Origin of the sequence: Paenibacillus sp. J23TS9 (assembly GCF_018403225.1) — a bacterium.
Classification (GTDB): domain Bacteria; phylum Bacillota; class Bacilli; order Paenibacillales; family Paenibacillaceae; genus Paenibacillus_AQ.
On record NZ_BOSG01000003.1, the window covers coordinates 310,319 to 332,140 of the forward strand.

At 51.0% G+C, this 21,822-nt stretch carries 18 protein-coding genes; 7 read left to right on the forward strand and 11 right to left on the reverse strand.

The genetic code is table 11. The features are described from left to right. Positions 1-26: 26 nt before the first annotated feature. The 5 genes from KJS65_RS19895 to KJS65_RS19915 all read right to left on the reverse strand — a co-directional run bounded on the left by KJS65_RS19895 (position 27) and on the right by KJS65_RS19915 (position 7,944). Positions 27-1,250, reverse strand: a complete 1,224-nt coding sequence (locus tag KJS65_RS19895) for an ABC transporter substrate-binding protein (protein ID WP_213651603.1) — start codon at positions 1,248-1,250, stop codon at positions 27-29. Between the two features lie 260 nt (positions 1,251-1,510). Beyond that, positions 1,511-3,418: an ABC transporter ATP-binding protein gene (locus KJS65_RS19900; RefSeq protein WP_374706201.1), complete on the reverse strand. Its 1,908-nt coding sequence runs from the start codon at positions 3,416-3,418 to the stop codon at positions 1,511-1,513. After that, on the reverse strand, positions 3,405-5,150 hold the full coding sequence (locus KJS65_RS19905) for an ABC transporter ATP-binding protein (protein ID WP_213651604.1): 1,746 nt from the start codon (positions 5,148-5,150) through the stop codon (positions 3,405-3,407). Before KJS65_RS19905 ends, KJS65_RS19900 begins: the two co-directional genes overlap by 14 nt. Positions 5,151-5,250: 100 nt before the next feature. Further along, positions 5,251-6,252, reverse strand: a complete 1,002-nt coding sequence (locus tag KJS65_RS19910; RefSeq protein ID WP_213651605.1) for a glycosyltransferase — start codon at positions 6,250-6,252, stop codon at positions 5,251-5,253. A gap of 36 nt (positions 6,253-6,288) precedes the next feature. Next, positions 6,289-7,944: a PucR family transcriptional regulator gene (locus KJS65_RS19915; protein WP_213651606.1), complete on the reverse strand. Its 1,656-nt coding sequence runs from the start codon at positions 7,942-7,944 to the stop codon at positions 6,289-6,291. Positions 7,945-8,169: 225 nt separating this feature from the next. Here KJS65_RS19915 and ald point away from each other — a divergent pair, with 225 nt between their 5' ends. After that, positions 8,170-9,297 carry an alanine dehydrogenase gene (gene ald, locus KJS65_RS19920; RefSeq protein ID WP_213651607.1) on the forward strand — a complete coding sequence of 376 codons (1,128 nt, stop codon included), beginning with the start codon at positions 8,170-8,172 and terminating at the stop codon, positions 9,295-9,297. A 60-nt stretch (positions 9,298-9,357) separates the two neighbouring features. Here ald and KJS65_RS19925 read toward each other — a convergent pair whose 3' ends face one another. The 4 genes from KJS65_RS19925 to KJS65_RS19940 all read right to left on the reverse strand — a co-directional run bounded on the left by KJS65_RS19925 (position 9,358) and on the right by KJS65_RS19940 (position 12,295). Then, complete coding sequence (locus KJS65_RS19925) at positions 9,358-9,582, reverse strand: cold-shock protein (RefSeq protein WP_136607305.1); 225 nt, start codon at positions 9,580-9,582, stop codon at positions 9,358-9,360. Positions 9,583-9,742: 160 nt separating this feature from the next. Continuing rightward, a complete protein-coding gene (locus tag KJS65_RS19930) occupies positions 9,743-10,786 on the reverse strand; it encodes a hypothetical protein (protein WP_213651608.1) in 1,044 nt (347 codons plus the stop codon). Between the two features lie 124 nt (positions 10,787-10,910). Further along, complete coding sequence (locus KJS65_RS19935; RefSeq protein ID WP_213651609.1) at positions 10,911-11,681, reverse strand: glycosyltransferase; 771 nt, start codon at positions 11,679-11,681, stop codon at positions 10,911-10,913. A 26-nt stretch (positions 11,682-11,707) separates the two neighbouring features. Next, positions 11,708-12,295, reverse strand: a complete 588-nt coding sequence (locus KJS65_RS19940) for a TetR/AcrR family transcriptional regulator (RefSeq protein ID WP_213651610.1) — start codon at positions 12,293-12,295, stop codon at positions 11,708-11,710. 242 nt (positions 12,296-12,537) lie between these two features. Here KJS65_RS19940 and KJS65_RS19945 point away from each other — a divergent pair, with 242 nt between their 5' ends. Next, complete coding sequence (locus KJS65_RS19945) at positions 12,538-13,377, forward strand: lipoate--protein ligase family protein (protein WP_213651611.1); 840 nt, start codon at positions 12,538-12,540, stop codon at positions 13,375-13,377. Between the two features lie 23 nt (positions 13,378-13,400). Here the strand turns inward: KJS65_RS19945 and KJS65_RS19950 are convergent, their stop codons facing one another. After that, positions 13,401-14,105, reverse strand: coding sequence for a Na-translocating system protein MpsC family protein (locus KJS65_RS19950; protein WP_213651612.1), 705 nt, complete (start codon positions 14,103-14,105; stop codon positions 13,401-13,403). A 428-nt stretch (positions 14,106-14,533) separates the two neighbouring features. Here KJS65_RS19950 and KJS65_RS19955 point away from each other — a divergent pair, with 428 nt between their 5' ends. The 5 genes from KJS65_RS19955 (at position 14,534) to KJS65_RS19975 (ending at position 18,883) form a co-directional block, all read left to right on the forward strand. Then, the gene (locus tag KJS65_RS19955) at positions 14,534-15,052 is read left to right on the forward strand and encodes a cupin domain-containing protein (RefSeq protein WP_244864656.1); all 519 of its coding nucleotides are present in this window, start codon (positions 14,534-14,536) and stop codon (positions 15,050-15,052) included. A 65-nt stretch (positions 15,053-15,117) separates the two neighbouring features. Continuing rightward, positions 15,118-15,258, forward strand: coding sequence for a DoxX family protein (locus KJS65_RS19960; protein WP_213651613.1), 141 nt, complete (start codon positions 15,118-15,120; stop codon positions 15,256-15,258). Positions 15,259-15,519: 261 nt separating this feature from the next. Beyond that, a complete protein-coding gene (locus KJS65_RS19965; RefSeq protein WP_213651614.1) occupies positions 15,520-16,791 on the forward strand; it encodes an MFS transporter in 1,272 nt (423 codons plus the stop codon). A 108-nt stretch (positions 16,792-16,899) separates the two neighbouring features. Then, entirely contained in the window at positions 16,900-17,586 is a 687-nt protein-coding gene (locus KJS65_RS19970) for a response regulator transcription factor (protein WP_213651615.1), read from the forward strand. Then, the gene (locus KJS65_RS19975; RefSeq protein WP_213651616.1) at positions 17,579-18,883 is read left to right on the forward strand and encodes a sensor histidine kinase; all 1,305 of its coding nucleotides are present in this window, start codon (positions 17,579-17,581) and stop codon (positions 18,881-18,883) included. The genes KJS65_RS19970 and KJS65_RS19975 overlap by 8 nt, the downstream gene beginning before the upstream one ends. Before the next feature lie 201 nt (positions 18,884-19,084). On the opposite strand, the gene mprF is transcribed toward KJS65_RS19975, so the two are convergent. Beyond that, complete coding sequence (mprF, locus tag KJS65_RS19980) at positions 19,085-21,730, reverse strand: bifunctional lysylphosphatidylglycerol flippase/synthetase MprF (RefSeq protein WP_213651617.1); 2,646 nt, start codon at positions 21,728-21,730, stop codon at positions 19,085-19,087. Between the last annotated feature and the right edge of the window lie 92 nt (positions 21,731-21,822).

The following is a 21,822-nucleotide window of genomic DNA, read 5'->3' on the forward strand; positions in this document are numbered from 1 at the left end:
CTTCCTTCCTCCTTTGATCCGTGCAATTATTTACGGCTTTGCACCTTATCCCATTCGCGGTCCAGGGTTTGTAAATAGCCGTCGATGTTTCTATTTTGCAAAAAGGCCTGTACGATCGAGTTCAGCTGCATAGCGGCAGGCAAATAGTGGTCGGCAAAATCCAGCACCCTGCCCTCCTTGAGGTAAGGCAGCAGCTCGGCAACCGCCGGATCCTCCTGGTTTACGCCTTTGACAGCGGCAAAGGCCGTCTGCTCCTTGATGTACTGCCCGATATTCTCCGGTTCGAGGAGAAAGGATAGGAACTCTTCGGCTTCCTTCTTGTGCTTGGTATCCTCCGATATGGTAAGCAGCGTGTCCACCCCAGAAATCAGCTTGTTCTGCTCCGGGTCATTGCCCGCCGGAAACGGAAAGAAGCCAATGTCGGCTTTCGGATTCGCTTTGCGGATCTCCGGAATGGCCCAGCTGCCCTGGATGTACATCGCAGCCTCACCTTTGGCGAAGGCACGGTTGCCATCCGCATAGTTTTTACCGAAATTGTCTCCATGACCGTAATCCAGCAGCTTCAGCTGCTTTTCAGCGATCTCGCGGAATTTTTCCTTAAACGTGACTTTTCCTTCCCGCAGCTGCTTGAAGAAATCGATGCCCACCAAATTCGGGGCCAGCGCATTAAACGGAAGGTTTGTCTGCCAATCATCCTTATATGTAAAATAGAACGGGATTTTTCCGTTATCCTTGACCTTCTGCGCTGTCGCGATCAACTCGTCCCAGGTCTTCGGTACGGCGAGTCCCATTTCCTTGAATATGGTCTTGTTATACATAATGCCATTGGCATTCGTTGCATAGGGTACCGCCGTCACCTTGTCCATACCCGTAATATCCTTCAGCATTTTTATATAATTGGGCTCGATATTCTCCAGGAGCTTGCTTTGCGTCAGATCGGTGAAAATATCACTCTGAGCAAGGATGGAATACGTATCGGTCGCGCCAAGGGCAATGACGTCGGGGATATCATTTTTGACAACGCGTGTCTTGAGTACCGTTTCCGCATCAGGCGGATTGATCTGGCTGACCTGGATACCCGGATGCGTCTGATTGAATTTAGCGATCAGCTTGTCGAAGGAGCCTTTCGCTTCCGGTTTGTTTTGAAAAAACTCAAGCTTGACCTTCCCGTCCGCCTCTTTGCTGCTGCCGCAGCCCGAAAGCATGGAGACAAGCAGGACGCAGGCCAGAAGCAGTCTTCCCTTTTTCATGCTGGACCCCCCTAAAAATATTATTCATGCTAAATGGCTTCCCTCTAAAGAAATACCCTTTACGAAAACGTTTTAAACTAACCAATGAGTACCAATAGCTGTGCTGTACCGGTCATTATTTCTTGTTTATGGGAGTGTTAAGCGTCAGATGAAAGGCCAACCTTGGAAGCAGTTTAAGAACGGTTGAATATTGTTTATCTGAAATAGGGCCATACTCAACAAGCAAAAAAAGGACGCCTACATGTAGGCGTCCTTTTGCATTATTCCTGAACCGGAGCAGCTGCGGCTGAATCCTCTGCACCCTCCAGATTTTTAAATTGGCTTTCAAACATGTGAGCATAAAAACCATGCTGCTCCATGAGCTGCTCATGACTTCCTTGCTCAATGATCTCCCCATGGTCGATGACCATGATCGTATCCGCATCCCGGATCGTGTTCAACCGGTGTGCAATGATAAAAGTCGTCCGGCCCTGCATCATGTGCAGCAGCGCATCCTGGATATGCAGCTCCGTACGGGTATCGATGCTGCTCGTCGCCTCATCCAGAATCAGAATAGACGGCTTAGCTAACAGTACACGGGCAATCGCCAGCAGCTGGCGTTGTCCCTGGCTGAGATTGCCGCCGTTCTCCGACAGAACGGTGTCGTACCCGTCCGGAAGGCGCCGGATGAACACATCCGCATTGGCCATCGCCGCTGCCTCATGAACTTCCTCATCCGCCGCCTCAGGCTTGCCGTATTTAATATTCTCCTTGATCGTTCCCGAGAACAGATAAGTGTCCTGCAGAACGAAACCGAAGCTTCTGCGAAGACTGTCCCTCGTATAATCACGGATGTCTGTTCCGTCGATGCAGACAGAACCTGCCGTCACATCGTAAAAGCGTGTCAGCAAGTTCACGATGGTCGTCTTGCCGGCTCCTGTCGGGCCGACCAAGGCCGTACTGCTGCCCGGCCTTGCGGTAAAGCTTATATTTTTCAGAATAGGAACCTCGGGTCTATATCCAAAACTAACCTGATCGAATACGACCTCTCCCTCGATCTGATCCAATACTTCCGCTTTTTCAGAATCCGCCGTCTCCTCATTCTCATCCAGCACTTCGAAGACACGCTCCGCTCCAGCGACCCCGGATTGAAGAAGATTATAAATATTGGCTAGATCATTCAAGGGTCTTACGAATTGACGTGAATAGCTGATAAAGCTGGCAATAACGCCAATGGTAATCAAGCTTTTAACAGCCAGAACCCCGCCAACCAGAGCGACAGCAGCAAACCCGATATTGTTGATCACATTCATCATGGGCATGAGAAATCCTGAACGGATTTGCGCTTTCAGCCCTACCTCAAACAGCTTCTGGTTCACCTTTTCAAATTCGGAAATTGCCTTGTCCTCATGGTTGAAGGCTTTGACCACTTCCATGCCCGAAATGCTTTCCTCAATATGACCGTTGATCTTCCCGAGCTGCACCTGCTGCTCCTTGAACAGAACCTTCGTTTTCCGCGTCACGGCGCGTGTCAGGAAATACAGAATCGGCACGGTAATCAAACTTGCCAGCGTCAAAATTGGACTGAGGACAATCATCATCACAAGGGAGCCGACGATCGTAATCGCACCAGACATCAGCTGGACGGTCGATTGTGAAATCGTCGAGCTGACATTGTCGATATCATTCGTAAGGCGGCTCATGACCTCCCCGTGAGAGCGGGCATCGAAGTAAGATACCGGCAGCTTTTGCAGCTTGCCAAACAGCGCCCGGCGCAGTGAGGCCACAATCCGCTGTGAGATGCCCGCCATCAGCCAGCCCTGCAGGAACGTCAGCAGCGCATCCGTTACATAAGCGGCGGCAAGAACGATAATCAGAATTTTCAGTAGTCCAAAATCCACTCCCAGAGTCCCCAGGGACATGGCGTCGATCGATCTGCCGATCAGATATGGGCCAAGCAGCGTCACGGCTGCATCGATCACAATAAACAGCATGATGAGCGACAGCAGCTTCCGTTCCCTGCCGAAATAGCCCCATAGACGCCGGAGTGTCCCTCCGAAATTTTTGGGCTTTCCGCCGGAGCCCCCGCCCATCAATCCCCTCATGGGACTGCCGGGTCTTCCACCGGGGCCTGCCGCCTGGGGTATCGGAGCCTGCTGCTGTTCACGCGCTGTATTATTCTGCGGCATTCGGCTGCATCTCCTTCCCCATCTGAGATTTGTAGATTTCCTGATAGACCCGGCAGTGCTGCATCAGCTCTTCATGTGTGCCGCTGCCGGCGATTTCCCCCCGGTCCATGACGACAATCCGGTCTGCATCCATGACTGAAGTGATCCGCTGCGCGATCAAAATACAGGTCAGTCCCTTGGCATACGTCCGCAGCGCCTGCTTGATCCGGCCTTCCGTCGCCACGTCCACCGCACTGGTACAGTCGTCCAGAATCAGAATTTCAGGCTGTCTGACAAGCGCCCGGGCGATGGAAAGACGCTGCTTCTGACCGCCCGAGAAATTGACGCCGCCCTGGCCAATCCGGCTGTTATAGCCTTCCGGTGAAGCCGTAATAAATTCATGCGCCTCCGCTATCCGGGCCGCCTGTACCAGCTCTTCGTCCGCTGCATCTTCTTTGCCCCATCTCAGATTGTCCTCCACCGTTCCGGTGAACAGCATCATCTTCTGCGGAACGATCGCGATCGACTCCCGAAGCTTCTGAGGGTCCATCCGCCGGACATCTTCGCCATTCACCTTGACCGTACCGGAGGTGGCATCATAGAACCTCGGAATCAAATGAACCAGCGAGGTTTTACCCGAGCCCGTCGAACCGATGATGCCAATCGTCTGTCCAGGCAGACAGGTGAGTGTAAAGTCGCGGATGACCGGGTCACCCGATGACCCTGCATATGCAAAGCTGACATGTTCGAAATCGATGCGCCCGCGCTCGCCTTCGCTTGGTGAAGCCTCAGTACCTTCCGCCGGCATGCCGCTCTCTACAACCATCACTTCCCCGATCCGTCCTGCCGAGGCCTTGGCGCGCACAAACATATTGAACACGTTCGAAATCATCATCAGCGAGAATAGAATTTGCGTCATGTAGTTGATGAAGGCGATAATGCTGCCGACCTGCATTTGGTTATTATCAACCCGCAGTCCGCCGAGCCACAGCACGGCAATGATGCCAAAGTTGACTACCAGCGAGATTCCCGGACCAAACACAGACATCACCCGCATCGAAGTCATGGAACGCTCCGCCAGCTCATCATTTGCCGACTTAAACTTGCCCACTTCATAGTCAAAGCGGTTGAAGGCCTTCACGACGCGCACGCCGGATAAATATTCCCTCATGACCCCGTTCACGCGGTCAAGCGCACGCTGTACACGGATAAAGAACGGAAACCCGATTTTCATATTCAGTACGATGAGGACGGCCACGATGGGCACGACGACCACGAGAATGCCAGATAGATGAATATCCAAGCGCAGCGCCATGATCAGACTTCCGATGCCCAGCAGAGGAGCTTTTACGAAAAAGCGCATCAATCCGTTCATAAAGTTCTGGACCTGCGTGACATCATTCGTCAGGCGGGTTACCAGGGAAGCCCGATCGAAACGATCCATGTGTTCAAAGGACAGTGACTGAATTTTGCGGAATAGATCAGACCTCAGCTCTGCACCAAACCGCTGCGAGACATGGCTTGAAACCACATTACGAATCGATGCCGACAAAGCGCCAACTCCGGTGATCAGCAGCATCATCCCGCCTAGGTAAAATACCTTGTTCATGCTGCCTGTTGCGACACCGTCATCAATGACCTTGGACATGATCGTCGGCTGCAGCAGATCGCAGAAAGCTTCCAGCATCAAAAAGAGCACGGATAAGCTGAACAGCTTGCCGTATTTCCGAATATATTTTTGAAGAAAGGACATGCATGAACACACCTTTGCGCATCAGATTAGGATCTATGCTTCAGAACCGTTGAGTTTTTATGTATGTATATACATATTCTCCGATATCAGATGAATTCCGTCAATCTTTTAGCCACCCATCAAAAAAATTCTTGTATCCTTCCTTCATCACATGGCTTGAAAACTGGTCGAACGCATAATGCCGGTTATCCATCGAATAGGACTGCGGCGACGCGGCTGCCATGTTCACAAGCTCAAACCAATTCTCTTCATTGCCTGAAAAGGAATGCCTCGCATTGATATGACGGTAGCAGGGATGCTCCGGTTTCACGACGATTTTACCCATGGCGAGCGCTTCGGTCAGCGGCATGGCAAATGTATCGAACCGGGAGCAGTTCCAATAGACCTTTGCCGAATTCATGAGCGCGAATACCTCATCCTGGCTCAGCGCAAACTGCAGCTTCACATTATCCGGAATAGGATACTTCTTCAGGCTTTCCCGGTAGCGCTCCCCTCCGAATACCATGAACACTTCCTTGTCCGGGTTTTGCTGCGCATACTTCAGCACCAGATCCGGACGGCGGTTTTCCTCATCGCGTCCAATCCAGAGAATGCGGTTCTCTACGATTTGTGCCGGGTCAAAATGCTTGTGCGCCAGATTTTCACTGAATCCGATCGGGATGACATCCACATCATTCACGCCAAAGTTCCGGGAAAATTCCTCTTTCAGAAACTCCGTCTGTACGATCGCCTTGTCTACCATCTGGTAAAAAGGCTTCATCATCTCATATCCCGTCAGTGCGGGGTCGGGAAAGCTGTGGGGGAAAAGTACGCTTTTCTCAAGGAACATTTTCAGATAGGTAAAGCCGGATACGGTGTAAATAACATGCTCGATGCCATTCTGATAAATTTGATCCAGCACGATATCGTAATTGACCAAATCCCCCTTCTCATGCTCATAGCCCGGCACCCAGTCATACCCGCTAACGTGGCGCTCCGGGGAGATAAAAACAATGTCCACACCCAGCTCTGCGCCGATTGCCTTCAGACGGTCCGCAAATACGCGCGGTCCCTGATTTTCACTAAACTGGATTTTTCTCATGACCAATCCGACTTTTTTCATTCGTTATTCATCCTCTATGCTTTCAATGCTGTATTTTTAAGACAAAAGCGGCAATGCCAAGAGGGCCATTTCCAGACATACGCGCCGGTCCGGCTCCAAATAGTCCTCGCCCAAAATTTCCGTAAGCTTATCCAGCCGATTGTACAGCGTCTGCCGGTGAATGAACAGCGCTTTGGCCGTATCGTTTTTGGATCCCATGCATTTCAGGTACATACCCAGTGTTTGGAGCAGGTGAAGATGATGTTCACGGTCATAGCTCATCAGCGGCCCGAGCTGATCCTGAATGAAGGATTCAAGCGCCTCTTCCGGAATGGCCTTCAGTAGGCGGTAAACCCCGATCCGGTCATAAAAGAGTCCGTCCTGCAACGCCGCTGCCGAATGTGATACCTCAAGCACCTGCTCCGCTTCTTTGAAGCTTTTATGCATATCCGTCATCCGGTTGCGGATGAGTCCAAATCCCGCATGCAGGCGCAGCACAGGAGTTCCCGGGGATGGAAGCTGCAAGCGCTCCACGATTTTGCGGATGGTCTGCTGCAGGAGTACAGGCGTATCATCTCTTGCAGCCTTGTCGCGTGCGCACAGGATATAAATCCGGCGGCCCTTTTGCATGAGCAGATTGTGAAGGGCATGCTTTTTTAAGAGAGCGCGCATTCTGACCAGAAGATCCTGCTGAACCGATTCCACCTTGTCCCGATCCAGCTCTCCTTCCTCCGTGCTATATTCCATTTCGATCATTCCCGCTGCAAAACATACCTCGCCTTGCTTTGGGGGTCGCAGTCCCATTCGGGCCCGTGCTTCCTCTTCATCCTCCATTTGATGATTCAAAATGTCCTGAATGAGCTGATTTTGGTCGCGGAGCATTTTTTCCTCCAGAAAAAGCATCCTAAGCAGGAGAGATGCCAGCGACTTGGCCGTATAATCGAGCAGCAGCGTGATCCGGTCCTGTGCCTGCTGACCCGGTATAACCAGACCGACATGCGCCAATGTCTGTCCGAGACAAATGACCGGCTGGGTCAGCAGTAAACGATCCTGCGGCAGCGCGAATATGCCCGCTTCCTGTTGTGCTGCTTCACTTGCCTCTACCTGCTGCCTGTACAAGGCGGTGAGTTCTTCTGCTAAAGCCGGGGATATCCCGCGGGGAATAAATTTATTCGTATCCACGGTAGAATGGTACACAACTTGTTGTCCGGTGTATTCATATAATACATGGAGGATGGCATAAACATCCGTGCTTTGAAGAGTAATCTGCTGCAATCTGCGGGAATATGCCTCCAGATCCTTCAGCATCTGATGCTGCTGATTGATCAGCAGACCATGAATGTCCTGGGTAATTTCCACAAAGCGGACAGGCTGCTCAAATACGATCAGAGGAAAATCCGATGCATCCGCGAGCTCGATAATTTCGCTTGGAATGTTCTCGATACTCGTCCCGAGCTCGACGCACAGACCCGCCGCTTCCTGGCGTATGAGCTGCTGCATGTAGGACAGGCGTTCCTGCTCGTAATGGCGGAGCCAGAGACCGGTGGTCAGAATGAGGTCATTTTTCGTTACAAATGGGGCCACATTAGTGATTTCCAGTATATGAACCCAACCGACCTTGCGGCCGGTGCCGCCTGCGCCAGCGATCAGCCGGGCTCTTTGAAATACGGGACGTTCCAGCACGTCCCTGATATAAAGCGTGAACCCGCCCATAGCCGTCACATCCCTCAGGTTTAATGGAGACATTATAGAAGGTTGGCGGCCCATTTTCAATATAGGTAATGACCCGCCGGGATGAACATTATGTCCTGTCGTGTGATCTATTTCCTTGACAAGACGTACGATGCAACGCGTAACAATCGATTGTAAACTTTTAATATATGATGAAAAAAAATACAGAATGTCGATTTGCTCATAATACGGAAGAGGTGATCTGTCATGAACATCGGAATACCCAAGGAAATTAAAAATAATGAGAACCGCGTCGCTGTGACCCCGGCAGGCACCCTGGAATTTATCCAGCATGGACACCGTGTGCTTGTGGAACGCAGCGCCGGACTTGGAAGCGGATTCACGGATGAAGAGTATGCAGAGGCCGGAGCCGTTATCCTAACGGAAGCCCAAGAGGTATGGGAGCAGGCGGATATGATCATGAAGGTCAAGGAGCCGCTGCAAAGTGAATACGGATATTTCCGTAAAGGGCTGATCCTCTTCACTTACCTGCATCTTGCAGCAGAACCGGAGCTGGCCAAGGCACTGGTTGCATCCGGTGTACATGCCATTGCATATGAGACCGTGAATGTGAACGGTACGCTGCCGCTTCTTACACCGATGAGCGAAGTAGCTGGACGTATGGCCGCCCAGATCGGGGCGCAGCTTCTGGAGCGTCCGCATGGCGGAAAAGGGATTTTGCTCTCCGGCGTTCCCGGCGTTTCCCGCGGCAAGGTAACCATTATCGGCGGAGGCATCGTAGGTATGAATGCAGCCAAAATCGCCGCAGGTCTTGGTGCCGACGTCACTTTGCTTGATTTGAGCATACCACGTCTACGCCAGCTTGATGAAATTTTCGGGAATCAGATCAGCACGCTGGTGTCCAGTCCTGCCAATATTGCTAAAGCGGTCGCCGAAACCGATCTTCTAATCTGTGCCGTACTGATTCCGGGAGCGAAAGCGCCTCGTCTGGTGACGGAAAGCATGGTGAAGACCATGAAGCCGGGCTCGGTCATCGTCGATGTTGCCATTGACCAGGGCGGCGTAGTCGAAACCATTGACCATATTACCACCCATGATAATCCGACCTACGTGAAGCACGGCGTTGTCCATTATGCAGTAGCGAATATGCCGGGCGCGGTACCACGGACCTCGACACTCGCACTCACCAATGCGACGATGCCATTTGCACTCAAGCTTGCAGATATACCGCTTCAACAGCTCCTGAATGCCAATCCTGCCATCCGCAGCGGAGCTAACGTTCTAGGCGGATTCGTAACGTATGAGGCGGTTGCACGTGATCTTGGTTATGATTATATCCCGGCTGAGAAAGCCTTCAGCAAAGTCACCATTTAAAATGGAAACAGGGCCTCCCTTTGGAGACCCTGTTTTTTTAGTTCATATGATGGCGGACATCTATATCAAGGTGCCCTTTTTCAGCATTTTAATAGGATGGTCATTAACGACCAGGGGCAGCATCTTCGTACTGCTGCTCATAGGAGAGCTGCAGTGGGCGCATAAAGGCTCATGCTCAAAAGCAAAGTTGTCCCTCATCCAGCCGTTGCAATTCTCGTTGGAACAAGACCAGATCGTCGTGTCCGCCTCAGGAATTTCCTCAACCACTTTTTTTCCGAAGTACATCGCAATCCCGTCCTCATCCTATATTTTCGCAGCATCCCAGCTGTTTCCTTAGTATGACCTGGAAACGCCAAAATATGTTATCAAGACTGAACTAAGTTGTATGTCCACGTTCAAAGTGACCTCTGCAGCATTGGAGGGTCTGTCTTATGTATATTTCGGTCTATGCTAAAAAATGGCACTTTCCCCTCATCATTTGCGCAAAAGCAGATGGTTCATCCAAAGCCAGATAAATCGTTTTTACCTTCCGCGGCATGAACAACAGGGTCTGCACCATGATCGGCTCCGCCAGTTCAATGCGTACGTTGGGCGTAACGACCGGCAATGCGGCATGCCTGCTTTCTTCCTTATCCGGATGAAATTCCAGTGCGGTATCTATAGCGGTGATCCGCCCGTAAGGTACATCCGCCTGAATTCGCATTCCGTAACGGATGCGGAGCTGTTCCTGCCGAGCTTCAAGCGGCTGAATCGCCGAGGCACGGCTATCTGCCCAGAGCAGAGATAACAGCCAAAGGTCAGCCGCCGATAAAATCCATGCTGCGATATCCGACCACTGCCTTACGAGCAGATGTATACCGAAAGCTTCAATCGCAATCACATGCGTGAAGACCGCAGCGAGCACAATCTGCCCTGTTTTGCGATGATAGGAAAATAAGGTTACTCCCGGTTCGGATATGACAGGCTTTCTTTTCCAGGAAAAAATCAAATAGTAAACCATTAATATATCGTTCACGATTAAAGAGGAGAATACGGACGGCTTCGTCTGATGCTCAGCAGTACCTAACCGGAGGGCTTCCACCATGCTGCCGTGAAGCCGCAGGTTGCCGCGGATACGCTTGAAAAGGATATATGCCAGCCTAGCTTCTGCAGCTATTATCAATACTTCCAGCGCAGTCAGCGCCAGTTTTAAGGGCAGCGGCGCAGCGGTCAGCATACTCCGTCCGGATGCAGGCAGCGCTATCCAGGCTAAAATGATGCAGGGTACAGCCGCTTGTAAGACTTTAAGCATGCCACCTCCCTTTTTGCGGACGATCAAGAGCCAGTACATCAAAGGAATAACAAATACAAAATCAAACAGAAGTGCATAGTTCAGCAGCTGCTGATCTGTGCCGAAACTCCGCACGGCATAGCTGTCCGTGAGCAGGATCAGGCACATACAGACCATAAATAAGAGTGCCGCCCGATTGACTGAATTACGCGACGTCATACAGCTACCCACCTTAATTAAGATTACCACCGGAATTCGTGTCATAATGAGGCAGAAAATAACCGGGATTGCTTCGAATGAAGCTGTCCCGGTACGGGGTTATGTTTTGGATATCGGAAAAGCTTTAATTATTATTTAATTTTTTATAGTCCATTTCGTAATAGGTCTGATCCGCATATTTGCGGTCCTTGCCTTTCAGGTAAGCCAGAACGATCCAAGGATGCAGGAATAAATACCAGTCTCCACCCTGATCGAATTTCCGGCAGGAAGTCGTCATGATCGCCTTCGTAACGGTGCCGTATTTTTTGCCGTTTTGCTTGCCCCACTTCTTCAGACGGCTGGCAAAATCCGCATCTTCAGCCATCAGCATCTGTTCATTAAAACCGTGAATGGCTTCGAAATCCTTCTTATAACCCCAGAAGAGACCCACAGTGATCATTCCATATTTGAAAAGGAGAGGGATGATTAGCACAAGTGCAGACATGGTAATACCCAGAGAATTGCGTTCAAATGCAGTTCGTACCGCACCTCCGATGTACTTCCCCGTCATGAGCATCCGGTCAATCTCAGTAAGCATGTTATCCGTTACCCAGCTGTCTGCGTCGATCGTCACGATGATTTCCCCCCGGGCGGCATGAATGCCGGCATTCCGGATTTGGGACAAATTCTTGCTGTCATCGGTTAAGGTTACAGCCCCGTAAGACTCGGCAATGGCTGCCGTTTGATCCGTACAGCGGTTCAGGACAACAATCGCCTCAACCTGTCCTGGATAGGCTGCTGCCGCTGCCGCAAGCGAATCCAGACAACGTCCAATACACTTCTCCTCATCCCTGGCTGGAATGATAATGGAAAACCTGATTTCATGGTCGGTACCGGATGCAAATTGAATGCTCATGATCTCATCGCTCCTCAAGGAAATGGTTATTTTTGAATCCCTTCGAGTAAAAGCATGGTTGCTTTGCGATAAAACTGTTTAGCGTCTGCTTTGTCCATAAGCTGGATGCTGTCGCTTAGCCCGGAGAAGTATCCGAGAATCATCATGGCCAGCTCTTGCGGGTTATCGCCTTTCCATTCGCCCCGGTCCAGACCGGCTTGGACTAGGCTTTCGAATCGCTGCATGTAAACCTGAAGAATGCCGATAAACCGCTGCCCCGCCTCTGACTCCGGACCTACCCGGTTCAGAAATTCCTCACCCGCTTTGTTCAGCGGCTTCTGAAGCGTATCTACAAAGTAATCGGCATACATATACAGCTGCTCCGTAGCAGTCATGCTGTTTTCCGCGACCTTTCCCCAGTTCTCCCAGGAGACCGTGAACGACTGGTCCGCCAGATAAACAAACAGATCCTCTTTACTTTCAAAATGATGATAAAGGCCTCCTCTGCTGCATCCAGCGGCAGAGCAAATATCAGCCATGGAGGTGGCGGCATAACCTTTGGCAGCGAACAGTTCCTTGGCTGCGTCCACGATTGCCTGTTTCGTCAGTTCTGCGTCATCTTTGCTCTTTTTCATAGGCCAACCCTTCCTTTTAATAAGACCGACTGATCGGTCTGTATAAATTATAATCCATATATTTCCTGAAGGCAACACAACTTTTCTCATGAATTCATTCGGAAAAGATCCCTGTGTGTTCCTCCTGCTTCACTTTACGCGCCGCGCTAGCCACCAGTAAAACACATATGGCATAATCAGAAGAGAAAAACGCATGAATGCGTCTGACATGTCATGATGACATAGCAAAGGAAGCGATCTCTATGCCCGAAGAAATCAATGCTGAATTCAGTTCTATGCTCATATTGGACCGCATGAACCATGATTTGCAGCAGGATGCGCTGCATCCATTCGCACTGGACGAGCTGCTGTGCAAGGAAACCGGCCGGGGCGGTCCGCCCCTGTGCCATATTTGGCGGCATCCTCGCTCCTTTATCATCGGCCTGCGCGACAGCCGCCTTCCGGGGGCAGCACAGGCTAGAGCCTGGCTCGAGTCCATGGGATACCGCACCGCGATCCGCAATTCCGGCGGGGCAGCCGTGCCACTCGATCTGGGTGTTGTGAACCTGTCGCTTATTCTCCCGAAACAGAGTTCCGGCGACGAGCGTTTCCGTACCGACTTCGAACGAATGTACAGCCTGATCCGGGAAGCTCTGGCCCATACCGGCTTTGCCGTAGACAAGGGCGAAATTTCCGGAGCCTATTGTCCCGGTGACTTTGATCTCAGCATTGGCGGCCGGAAATTTTGCGGCATTGCGCAGCGCCGGCAGGCTCATGCTTATGTCGTGCAGGCATTTGTCATAGCCGAAGGATCCGGCCAGGAGCGCGCACAGCTCGTAAGAGACTTCTATGACCGCGCGGGCAAGGGGGCAGATGCAGCCGATTATCCGCAGGTCGAGAGCAGCAGCACCGCTTCCTTGGAAGAGCTGACAGGATTAGGACCGAATGCATCGATGCAGTTTGCCGAGGCGGTCAAAGACATCATCCGCAGCCGGCAATCAGCGGAGGGAACAGCCGCTTCAGCAGCCCGCCTCGTGCTCCCGGGAACCCTTGAAATCACGGAAATGGCTGAACAGCTCAGGCAGCGTTATTCCCCGCGATGAATCATAAAAACCCGCACGGCTGATTAGCGGTGCGGGCTCAATGTGATAACAACAATACTTTTATCTAATGAATAATTCCAATCGATGAAGCAGTCGCTGATCCGGTTCTGAAGCAGGCTTTGGAGGACATCGCTCCCCATAATATATTCCTTCTCCAGCTTGCGTTTCACACGTTTTAATACGTCCCCTTGTCCCAAGCGGATGATCTCCTGCTCCATAGGCAGCAGAACACCGCTTCGAATAACCAGCAGCGTGCGCGGATTCATCTCGTAGGATACGGTGCTGCTAGGCGCTTTCTGCACTTGCGAGCAAATCCGGTTTAGCTCGGCTTCGATATCACTCCTACCGCAGTAATCCGATGAAACGAATGGTGCATGATGAATCGGTTCGCGGCTTATGATCGTGATCATCCCCGTCTTTTGGGCCAAATCCCAATCGCAATAGCACTCATCCGTTCTTATTCCGTTTACATCCTGCAGATACTGCAATATTCCCGGTATCACCGACATCATCAGTTTATCCCTCGTCTCAAAAACGAGTTCCTCCTGCTGCTGGTCCAGCAATATTTTCTCAGCCGGAGTCAAGAAATTACGCAAATGAATGGTTATGAATGTGCAGCCTATAGAAACCACAACCGACTCCGGTCCTTTTCCAAAGTGGTCTCTTAGCAGCTTGCCAGTATAACTGGCGATAATTTGCTGAAATGATTGATTATGTAATTGATCCATTGAATTTGACCCGTTCCACGGGCTGATTGCACTTCTGAAGGCAGAACCTAAAGGGCTGCCATGGTATCTGGAACGAATCCTTATTTCCCTCCTGATTACGAAGTAGCGGGCGGGCCATCACCCTGTGTGCCGGACTTTTTGGCCGGAAACGTCGGGCCTTAAACAATAAAAGGCCTAACATTCCCTTAACATATGAAGAGAAGTTAGGCCATGAAAGTGACTTTTATCCAAGGATATATTCATTCATTTACCCACAAGTTATCAAGTTATTAATATTCCAAATGCATTATATCACAAGTTCTGCCTGAAAAAAAAGAGGCCGTTTTCCCAAAGGGTTCAAGCGGAGCATAAAACGTTTAAATGGAGTAGATAAGCATCCGAAATACACACCATTCTATACCTAATATGGTTTATATGGAGGGATTATTTTGAACGGAGCGGAAATCAATTCGTACTATTTTAAGGATGACGGAATCATACCCAACAACCCTGATTTACCCGTAATGGTTTACAAGGGTGTACTGGGGGACGAGCCCATGGAAGCGGAGAGCATTTTCAATCAAAACGGCTGGCTGAACAGCTGGAAGAATGGCGTATTCAGCTATCATCACTACCACAGCATTTCGCATGAGGTCTTGGGTGTCGTGAGCGGATCGGCGGTTCTGCAGCTTGGCGGCGAGAGAGGCCGGAAGATGGACTTATCAGCGGGAGATGTGGTGGTGCTTCCCGCAGGAACCGGCCATAGAAAAATCTCCTCTAGCGCGGACTTCAGCGTCGTGGGCGCCTATCCGGACGGGATGGATTATAACGTATGCACCGGTGAACCGGACGAGCGCCCCCGCGTGCTCCAAGAGATTGAAAAGGTACCCCTACCCGGCACCGATCCGCTGTATGGATTCAGCGGTCCATTGAAGGATGCCTGGAAGCCTGCACGGAAAGGGATGTGAACGCTAATACCTGCTCACCGCAACACTCCAATTCAAAGACTCGCCAGATCAAAAGGATAGCACATATGATTTTTGCGCTCTTTTTTGCCGCCGCTTGTGTTTTCCACTTTCTAGAGGCCGACGGCTTCGCGCAAATGCTGCCGGACTTTGTGCCGCTTAGGCTGCCTATGATCTATGCCACCGGTGTTTTGGAGTTTAATACGTAAAGAAAAGCCGCTGCGCCATATGCTGCGGTTTTTTTGCTCCCTCGGTCCTGAGACCGAGTACAACATCATACCCGCGCCGTTATCCAAACAAAAATGATCGTTGTAAACTGATATCAGAGAAAATTAAACTGTACATATGCTGAAAGCCAAGTCGGATATTAAAAGTTCTCCCGCATAAGCTTTTATGCAGCATCCCCATCATGAACTCTACACCAATGTTTATAGTCCCAACAATTAAAAAGGAAATGAGGCAGACCCCGCATGGAACTCTTCCGCAACTCCATATTCGTCAGAATGTTTTTGGCTACCTTTGCTTCGCAGCTCGGCACCATGGTCGGCACGATGGCTTTCGCCTTTTATTTGATTGACCGCTTCAGCAATCAACCCGTTTATGCTACCGTCGCCGAGATGATGTACTCTCTGCCGACTCTCGTGGTATTCCTGTTCATCGGCGTGCTTGCCGACAGATTGGACCGTAAACGTATTGCCGTCTATAGCGACTGGATCCGGGCTGGCTTGTCCCTCGTGCTGCTTGTAGCCATACACGAAGACTGGATCATCGCTGCATTTGCCCTTCTTTTCCTGCGGAGCGCCATTTCGAAATTTTTTGCACCTGCCGAGATGAGCCTATTGCAGGGCATCATGAAGCCGGAACAGTATGTGCAGGCTTCCAGTCTGAACATGTCGATCATGGGCGTTTTCATGCTGTTCGGCATGAGCATGGGGTCTGCGGCTTATTATTACTTGGGCATCGAAGGAGCCATTATCATTGATACGGCCAGCTTCATCATTTCAGGTATTCTGCTCGCTTTTTGCCACTTCCCGCCTCATGTGCGGCAGCCGAATGGCAAAATGAAGCTAAAGGACCTGAACCTGAAGAGCATCATCTCCGACTTTGGCATGGGCTTCAAATACATCGTCCGATACCGGCTGCTGCTGGCCATTGTTCTCGGCTTTTTCTTCTTTGGCATCGTGAACGGCGTGTTCTCGATCCTCCCTCTCTTTACGATGAAATATAAGCTCAGCCCTGACCAATATCAAATCTACACCCCCCTTGTCATGGTGTTTCTCGGCATTGGATACCTGGTGGGCAGTGCGATAAGTACGCCGCTGATTAAAAAAGCCGGCAAGGTGATCGTGCTGATTACCGGCCTCTTCCTGATCGGTGTGTTCACGATCTTTCTTGGCAGCTTCGGAAGCATTCAGCTGTATCTGGGCATGATGGTATTGCTCGGCATCATTCTTGCACCGATTAACGTTGTGCTGGGCGGATGGATGCCGGAGCTGGTAGAACCGCAGAGCATGGGCCGGGTCAGCGCCTGGATTGAGCCGCTCTCTACCGCCGGTCAGGCCATCGCGCTTGGATTCGTCGCCATTGCCTTCCCGACCCTTGTATCTGTGACGGCGCTGTACTGGATCCTCGCGGTAAGCATCTTCATCGTAAGCGTGTATTACCTGCTCGTGCTTCCTTCGCTGAGCCGCAAGCATCAATACGAAACGAAGACGGAAATGAAAGCAGAAATGCCCGGCTGATGCCGGGCTTTTTCATGGGCAGAATTTGACATTCCCCGTGAAACGTTTATTTTTAGATATCAAGGATGTATACACATCCGAAACAAATATCAACCGAGGTGAAACGGTATGCGGCTCCTTGTCATTGAGGATGATAGACATCTGTCCGATACAGTATGCGAAACGACGCGGGATCTGTTTGAGGCCGAGCAGGCTTTTGACGGGGAAGAAGGCTTATATATGGCAGAGCAGAACATCTACGATGTCATTATTCTTGATATTATGATGCCTTACATGGACGGATACGAGGTGCTTGGACAGCTCCGGCAAAAGGGCATCTCCACGCCAGTGCTCATTCTGACAGCCAAAGACGGAATCGATGATAAAATCCGCGGCTTCAAAAAAGGAGCCGATGATTATCTCGTCAAGCCCTTCCACCGTGAAGAGCTGCTGCTCCGTCTGGAGGCGATTCTACGGCGGTCGGTCGGCGGATTCAAGGAAAACACGCTGACGTTCAAGGATCTTAAGCTCAACCTGAAAAGCCGGGGTGTTCATATTGGCGAGGAAGTGGTGCTTCTGAACGGCAAGCAGATTGACCTGCTTGAGTATCTGATCAACAACAAAAACATGATTTTGACCAAAGAGCAGATCTTTGACCGCGTCTGGGGCATGGACTCCAGCACGACAAATACGGTGATCGAGGTATACATCAGCAATCTGCGCAAAAAATTCAAAACCTTCGGTTATGACAAATACATCAAGACGATCCGGGGCATGGGCTACATGCTAGCCGAGAATGAGGACGACCATGAATAAGAACAAGGTTATCCGCAGCCAGCAGCTTCGCTTCATGGTATATACCCTGATCGCCTTTACCCTTCTCTTCGGTATCTTTGGCACCATTATTTTCAGCCAGATCAAGACCACGCTGTATGCCAAAACGGATACGGACCTGAATGGCTATAAAATGATGATTGAGTCCGGCGGCAGAGGTGCTGAAAACGGCACGGTCCCGGACAAGAATCCCTTTACAGACAAAAATGGCTTTCCGCCTCCCGAGAAAGGCGGCCGGCCGGGCTTTAACCCGCGCGTCATTCCGATTCAGTGGAATAAAAGCGGAGAGATCATCAACATCCAGCAAATCGGCTTTATCAACTATGAAAATTATTTCAGCAGCTTGAAGTTCGACCCTTCTACCGTGGGTGTTATTTCAAATATGAACATTAACGGCACCTATCATTTCCGAACGATTTCCGTCCCGCATCCCTCGGAGACAGGCTCCTATATCCAGCTGATGGTCAATGTGGACTCCGAGCAAAATCTGATCGACAATTTCAAACGGATTATTATTATTTGCTCGATTATCTTCATCCTGCTTTCGATCAGCGCCAGCTTCATTCTGTCCCGGAAAATGATGAAACCGATCATCCGCTCCTGGGACAAACAGGTGGAATTCGTGGAAAACGCCTCGCATGAGCTGCGAACTCCGCTAACCATCATCCAGAACAAGCTGGAGCTGATGCAGACAACGCCCGAGAAGCGGATCATGGATACCTTCGAGAACATTGCTCTCTCCCTCTCCGAAACACGGCGGCTGTCACGCCTGACGACCGATCTGCTGACACTGGCCAGAGCAGATTCGACCGAAACGCAGCTGGAGAAGCAGACGATCGACCTGGATGAATTCGTTCACAAGGTATGCAGTCCGTATGCGGAGATTGCGGAGCTGTCGGAGAAGCATATGTGGCTGAAGCTGCATAGTAAAATCCGGCTGGAGGCCGATCCTGCACGCCTGCACCAGCTGCTGGTTATCCTGCTGGATAATGCATTGAAATATACCGGTGAGCATGACAGCATCGGGATCAGCACCTACGTAAAGGAAAATAAAGTCTATATCGAGGTCAGCGATACCGGTATCGGCATCAGCGAAGAAGGACTATCCCGCATCTTTGACCGGTTTTATCGCGAAGACCAGGCACGCTCGCGCGAAAGCGGCGGCTCGGGGCTTGGCTTGTCCATCGCACAATGGATCGTCGACAGCCATCACGGCAGCATCCAGGCGCTGCATAACCAGCCGAAGGGCATGATTTTCCGTATCCGGCTTCCCAAATAATCTGACTGCCACCGGCTGCTCCGGCCGTCTTTCTTATCCCCAAACGGGCGTGAGAAGAAAGACAGTTAGTTTTCCGTACTTCCGTGGGATTACAACATGGCGTTCGGAGGATACGGCGTACTTCCTTAGATAAAAAGAAAGAGCAGTCGGCACAGATCATCCGGAGGATGACTGAGGCCCTGCTCTTTTTGTATTCATCTACTATTTTCTGACTTCCTGCACCCGCCTGGACACCAATCTCACCAGATCCACGGTCAGCACAGGCAGCGACACCCAGGCTGGATAAGCCAGGAAACGCGGCTCCCACTCCGGAGCAAACTTTTCCTTATATCTGCGCAAGCCCTTGAATCCATACCAATGGCCGCCGTATTGGAATACCAGCGCAGCCAGCTTTTCCTCGCGAAGTGCGCTCTTGCTCTCCCCGACACTGGATAACGGTGCGTTGCCCAGATTAAAGACCTTGTATCCCTGCTCCTTGCACCATTCAATCAGCTTGACGAACAGATAATCCATCGTGCCATTCGGCGTTCCGCTTTGGTGGCGCATCAGATCAATGGACATCGTGTTTTTTTCATCATATCCAGGTGCTAGAGAGGCAAACGCAAGAATGTTACCTTCAGGATTCTTCAGCAATGCTATAGGAGCCTGCTCCAGATAATCTTGGTTAAACCATCCAAGTGAGAAGCCCTTCTCCCGTCTGCCCTTGATCCATTCATCGGACACCTTGCGCAGTTCCTCCAGAAGCGCGTTTCCGAAAGGTGGTACAGCCATTTCAAAAATATATCCTTCACGCTCGAACCGATTGCGGACACTCCGCAAATCAGTAGCCTTTTTGCCGCTCAGAGTGAAGTTCTCCAAAGGAATCAGCGCCTCTTCTCCCAGCTTAAAGAAGCGGTAGCCATATTCATGATAGATAGGCAGATATTCCGGTGTCGCCTGATAGAACACAACGGACATCGCATACTGGTCAGCATACTGCTGAAAATCGGCAATCGCCTCCGGTACCAGCTTTATAGGACCCAGCGGATCACCCAGCACCACCAGCTTGTCCCTCGCCTTGGCGTACGGTATGAGGACCTGATCCTCCTGCGACCAGAAAAAGCTCTTATCTCCCGTAAACAGCATATGTGTTAGTAAATTGCCTTGATTCCGCTTCAGGAACAGCCGCAGCTTGTCCAGCTCCTCCGGCCCTGCTGCAGCTGCGATTTTTCGGTTGGGCCTTAGCAGCAGCAGCATGGTCAGCAGCACCCATGATCCGGCCAGGCCAATCAGCGCTGTGATCGCATAGGGCCTTGGTCCAAACATCCAATGGATGCGGTCTGCCGTCGGCAGATGCCTGAGCCAGCCATAATGAACATGGCTTCCGATCCAGTAGTAGACAAACGCAATGACAGCCGACAGCACGTACCATAACAGGTAGCTGCGGGCCTCTACAGGAGCCCCCACACGGTAAAACCTGGCCCGCGACACCCATAATGCGATGCCGACAATGAGCAGAAATATTGCTTCTTCAAAATCAAACGCCTTGATAAACGTAAAGACCGCGCCTGCAAGCAGCAGAACGCCTGTCCAAACATAGGCCCTGTGAATCCGCAGCGAAATGCCGCGGGATAACACAACCAGCATAAATCCGATGATAACCGAGAGCAGATGCGACAAGCGCATGAGCGGCATGGACAGGATCTCTTCTGTCAGCCGAAGCCGATACAGCAGCCCCGGCGTAGCTGCCGAGAGCAGCAGCACCAGACCACTCACCAGCACCAGCTTGCCCAGCGCCCATACACCGAGATCGCTCAGAAAGCGGTATTGTCCCGGCCACCGCCATAGTCTTTGCCATCCGTTCAGAGGGAACTCAGTTCCATCATCCTGCTTGTCCCCGGCCTGTTTGGCCACATTGCCCAGCTCGAATGCCGAAAGGATCAGCCCGATCAGCCATGGCACAATATAATAGAACAAACGGAACAGAACCAGCACCGCCATCGCGCGGTCGGAAGGGAAGCCCAGCTGTTCAAGCCCCAAGAGCACCGTCAGATCGAAGGCTCCAATGCCGCCGGGCGCCATGCTCAGAATTCCGGCAATCGCGGCCACCGCATACATGCCGATTACTTCGCGGAAGGATACATCATGGAGCACACTGCTGGCAATCAGCCAGAAGGTCACTCCGGCGCAGGCCCATTCCAGCAAAGAAGCGCTGAGAGATATGCCTACGGTCGTCCACGGTGTTCTTCCCTCGCCGCGGTTGAACCATTTGGCGAAGAGCGAGGATCTCTGCATCAAGACAAAGAGCGGCAGATACAGCGCCATACCCCATACCGCAAAGATAAGCCACCTGTGTTCCTTAAAAAGGTCCCCTACCATAAAAACTCCGGCTATAATACCCCAAGAGAGGATCGATAATCCCGTCACCACAATCGGCGAAAGAAATACCACCGCCGAAGCCATCAATATAGGTGAAATCCCACTTCTTTTATATAAAATTGTCCGGAGTCCCGCTCCGGTTAATCCGGCAAATCCAATAATATTATTGAACGTATTGGCAATCCATGCGTATCGAAATGTACTCCAAAATCCAACCTTTAGCCGGAAATGGCGGCGGATCATAAAGTCATAGAGGCTCATTACCGCAATTGAAAAAAGGGAAAACAGAAAAATCTCCACAACCGCTTCTACCGACAAACGACGCAGCTCGCCAAACGTACGGCCGAGGGAAACCTGCCGCAGCTCCTTCTGGCCTTCCCAGTAGACAAGCCCGATAACGATGAGCGGAATCAGCAACCGAACCGCTTTAATCCGGTATATGGAAGCCAGAATGCGGAATATTTTGTACCGCTCCAGCCTTTCCTTCATGCCATGCACCCTTTCACTTGTAAAGATTGGAATTTAAGTCCCTTATTATCCTAACATAAAGCTTGGCCGATACAAATATTTAAAACAAAAGC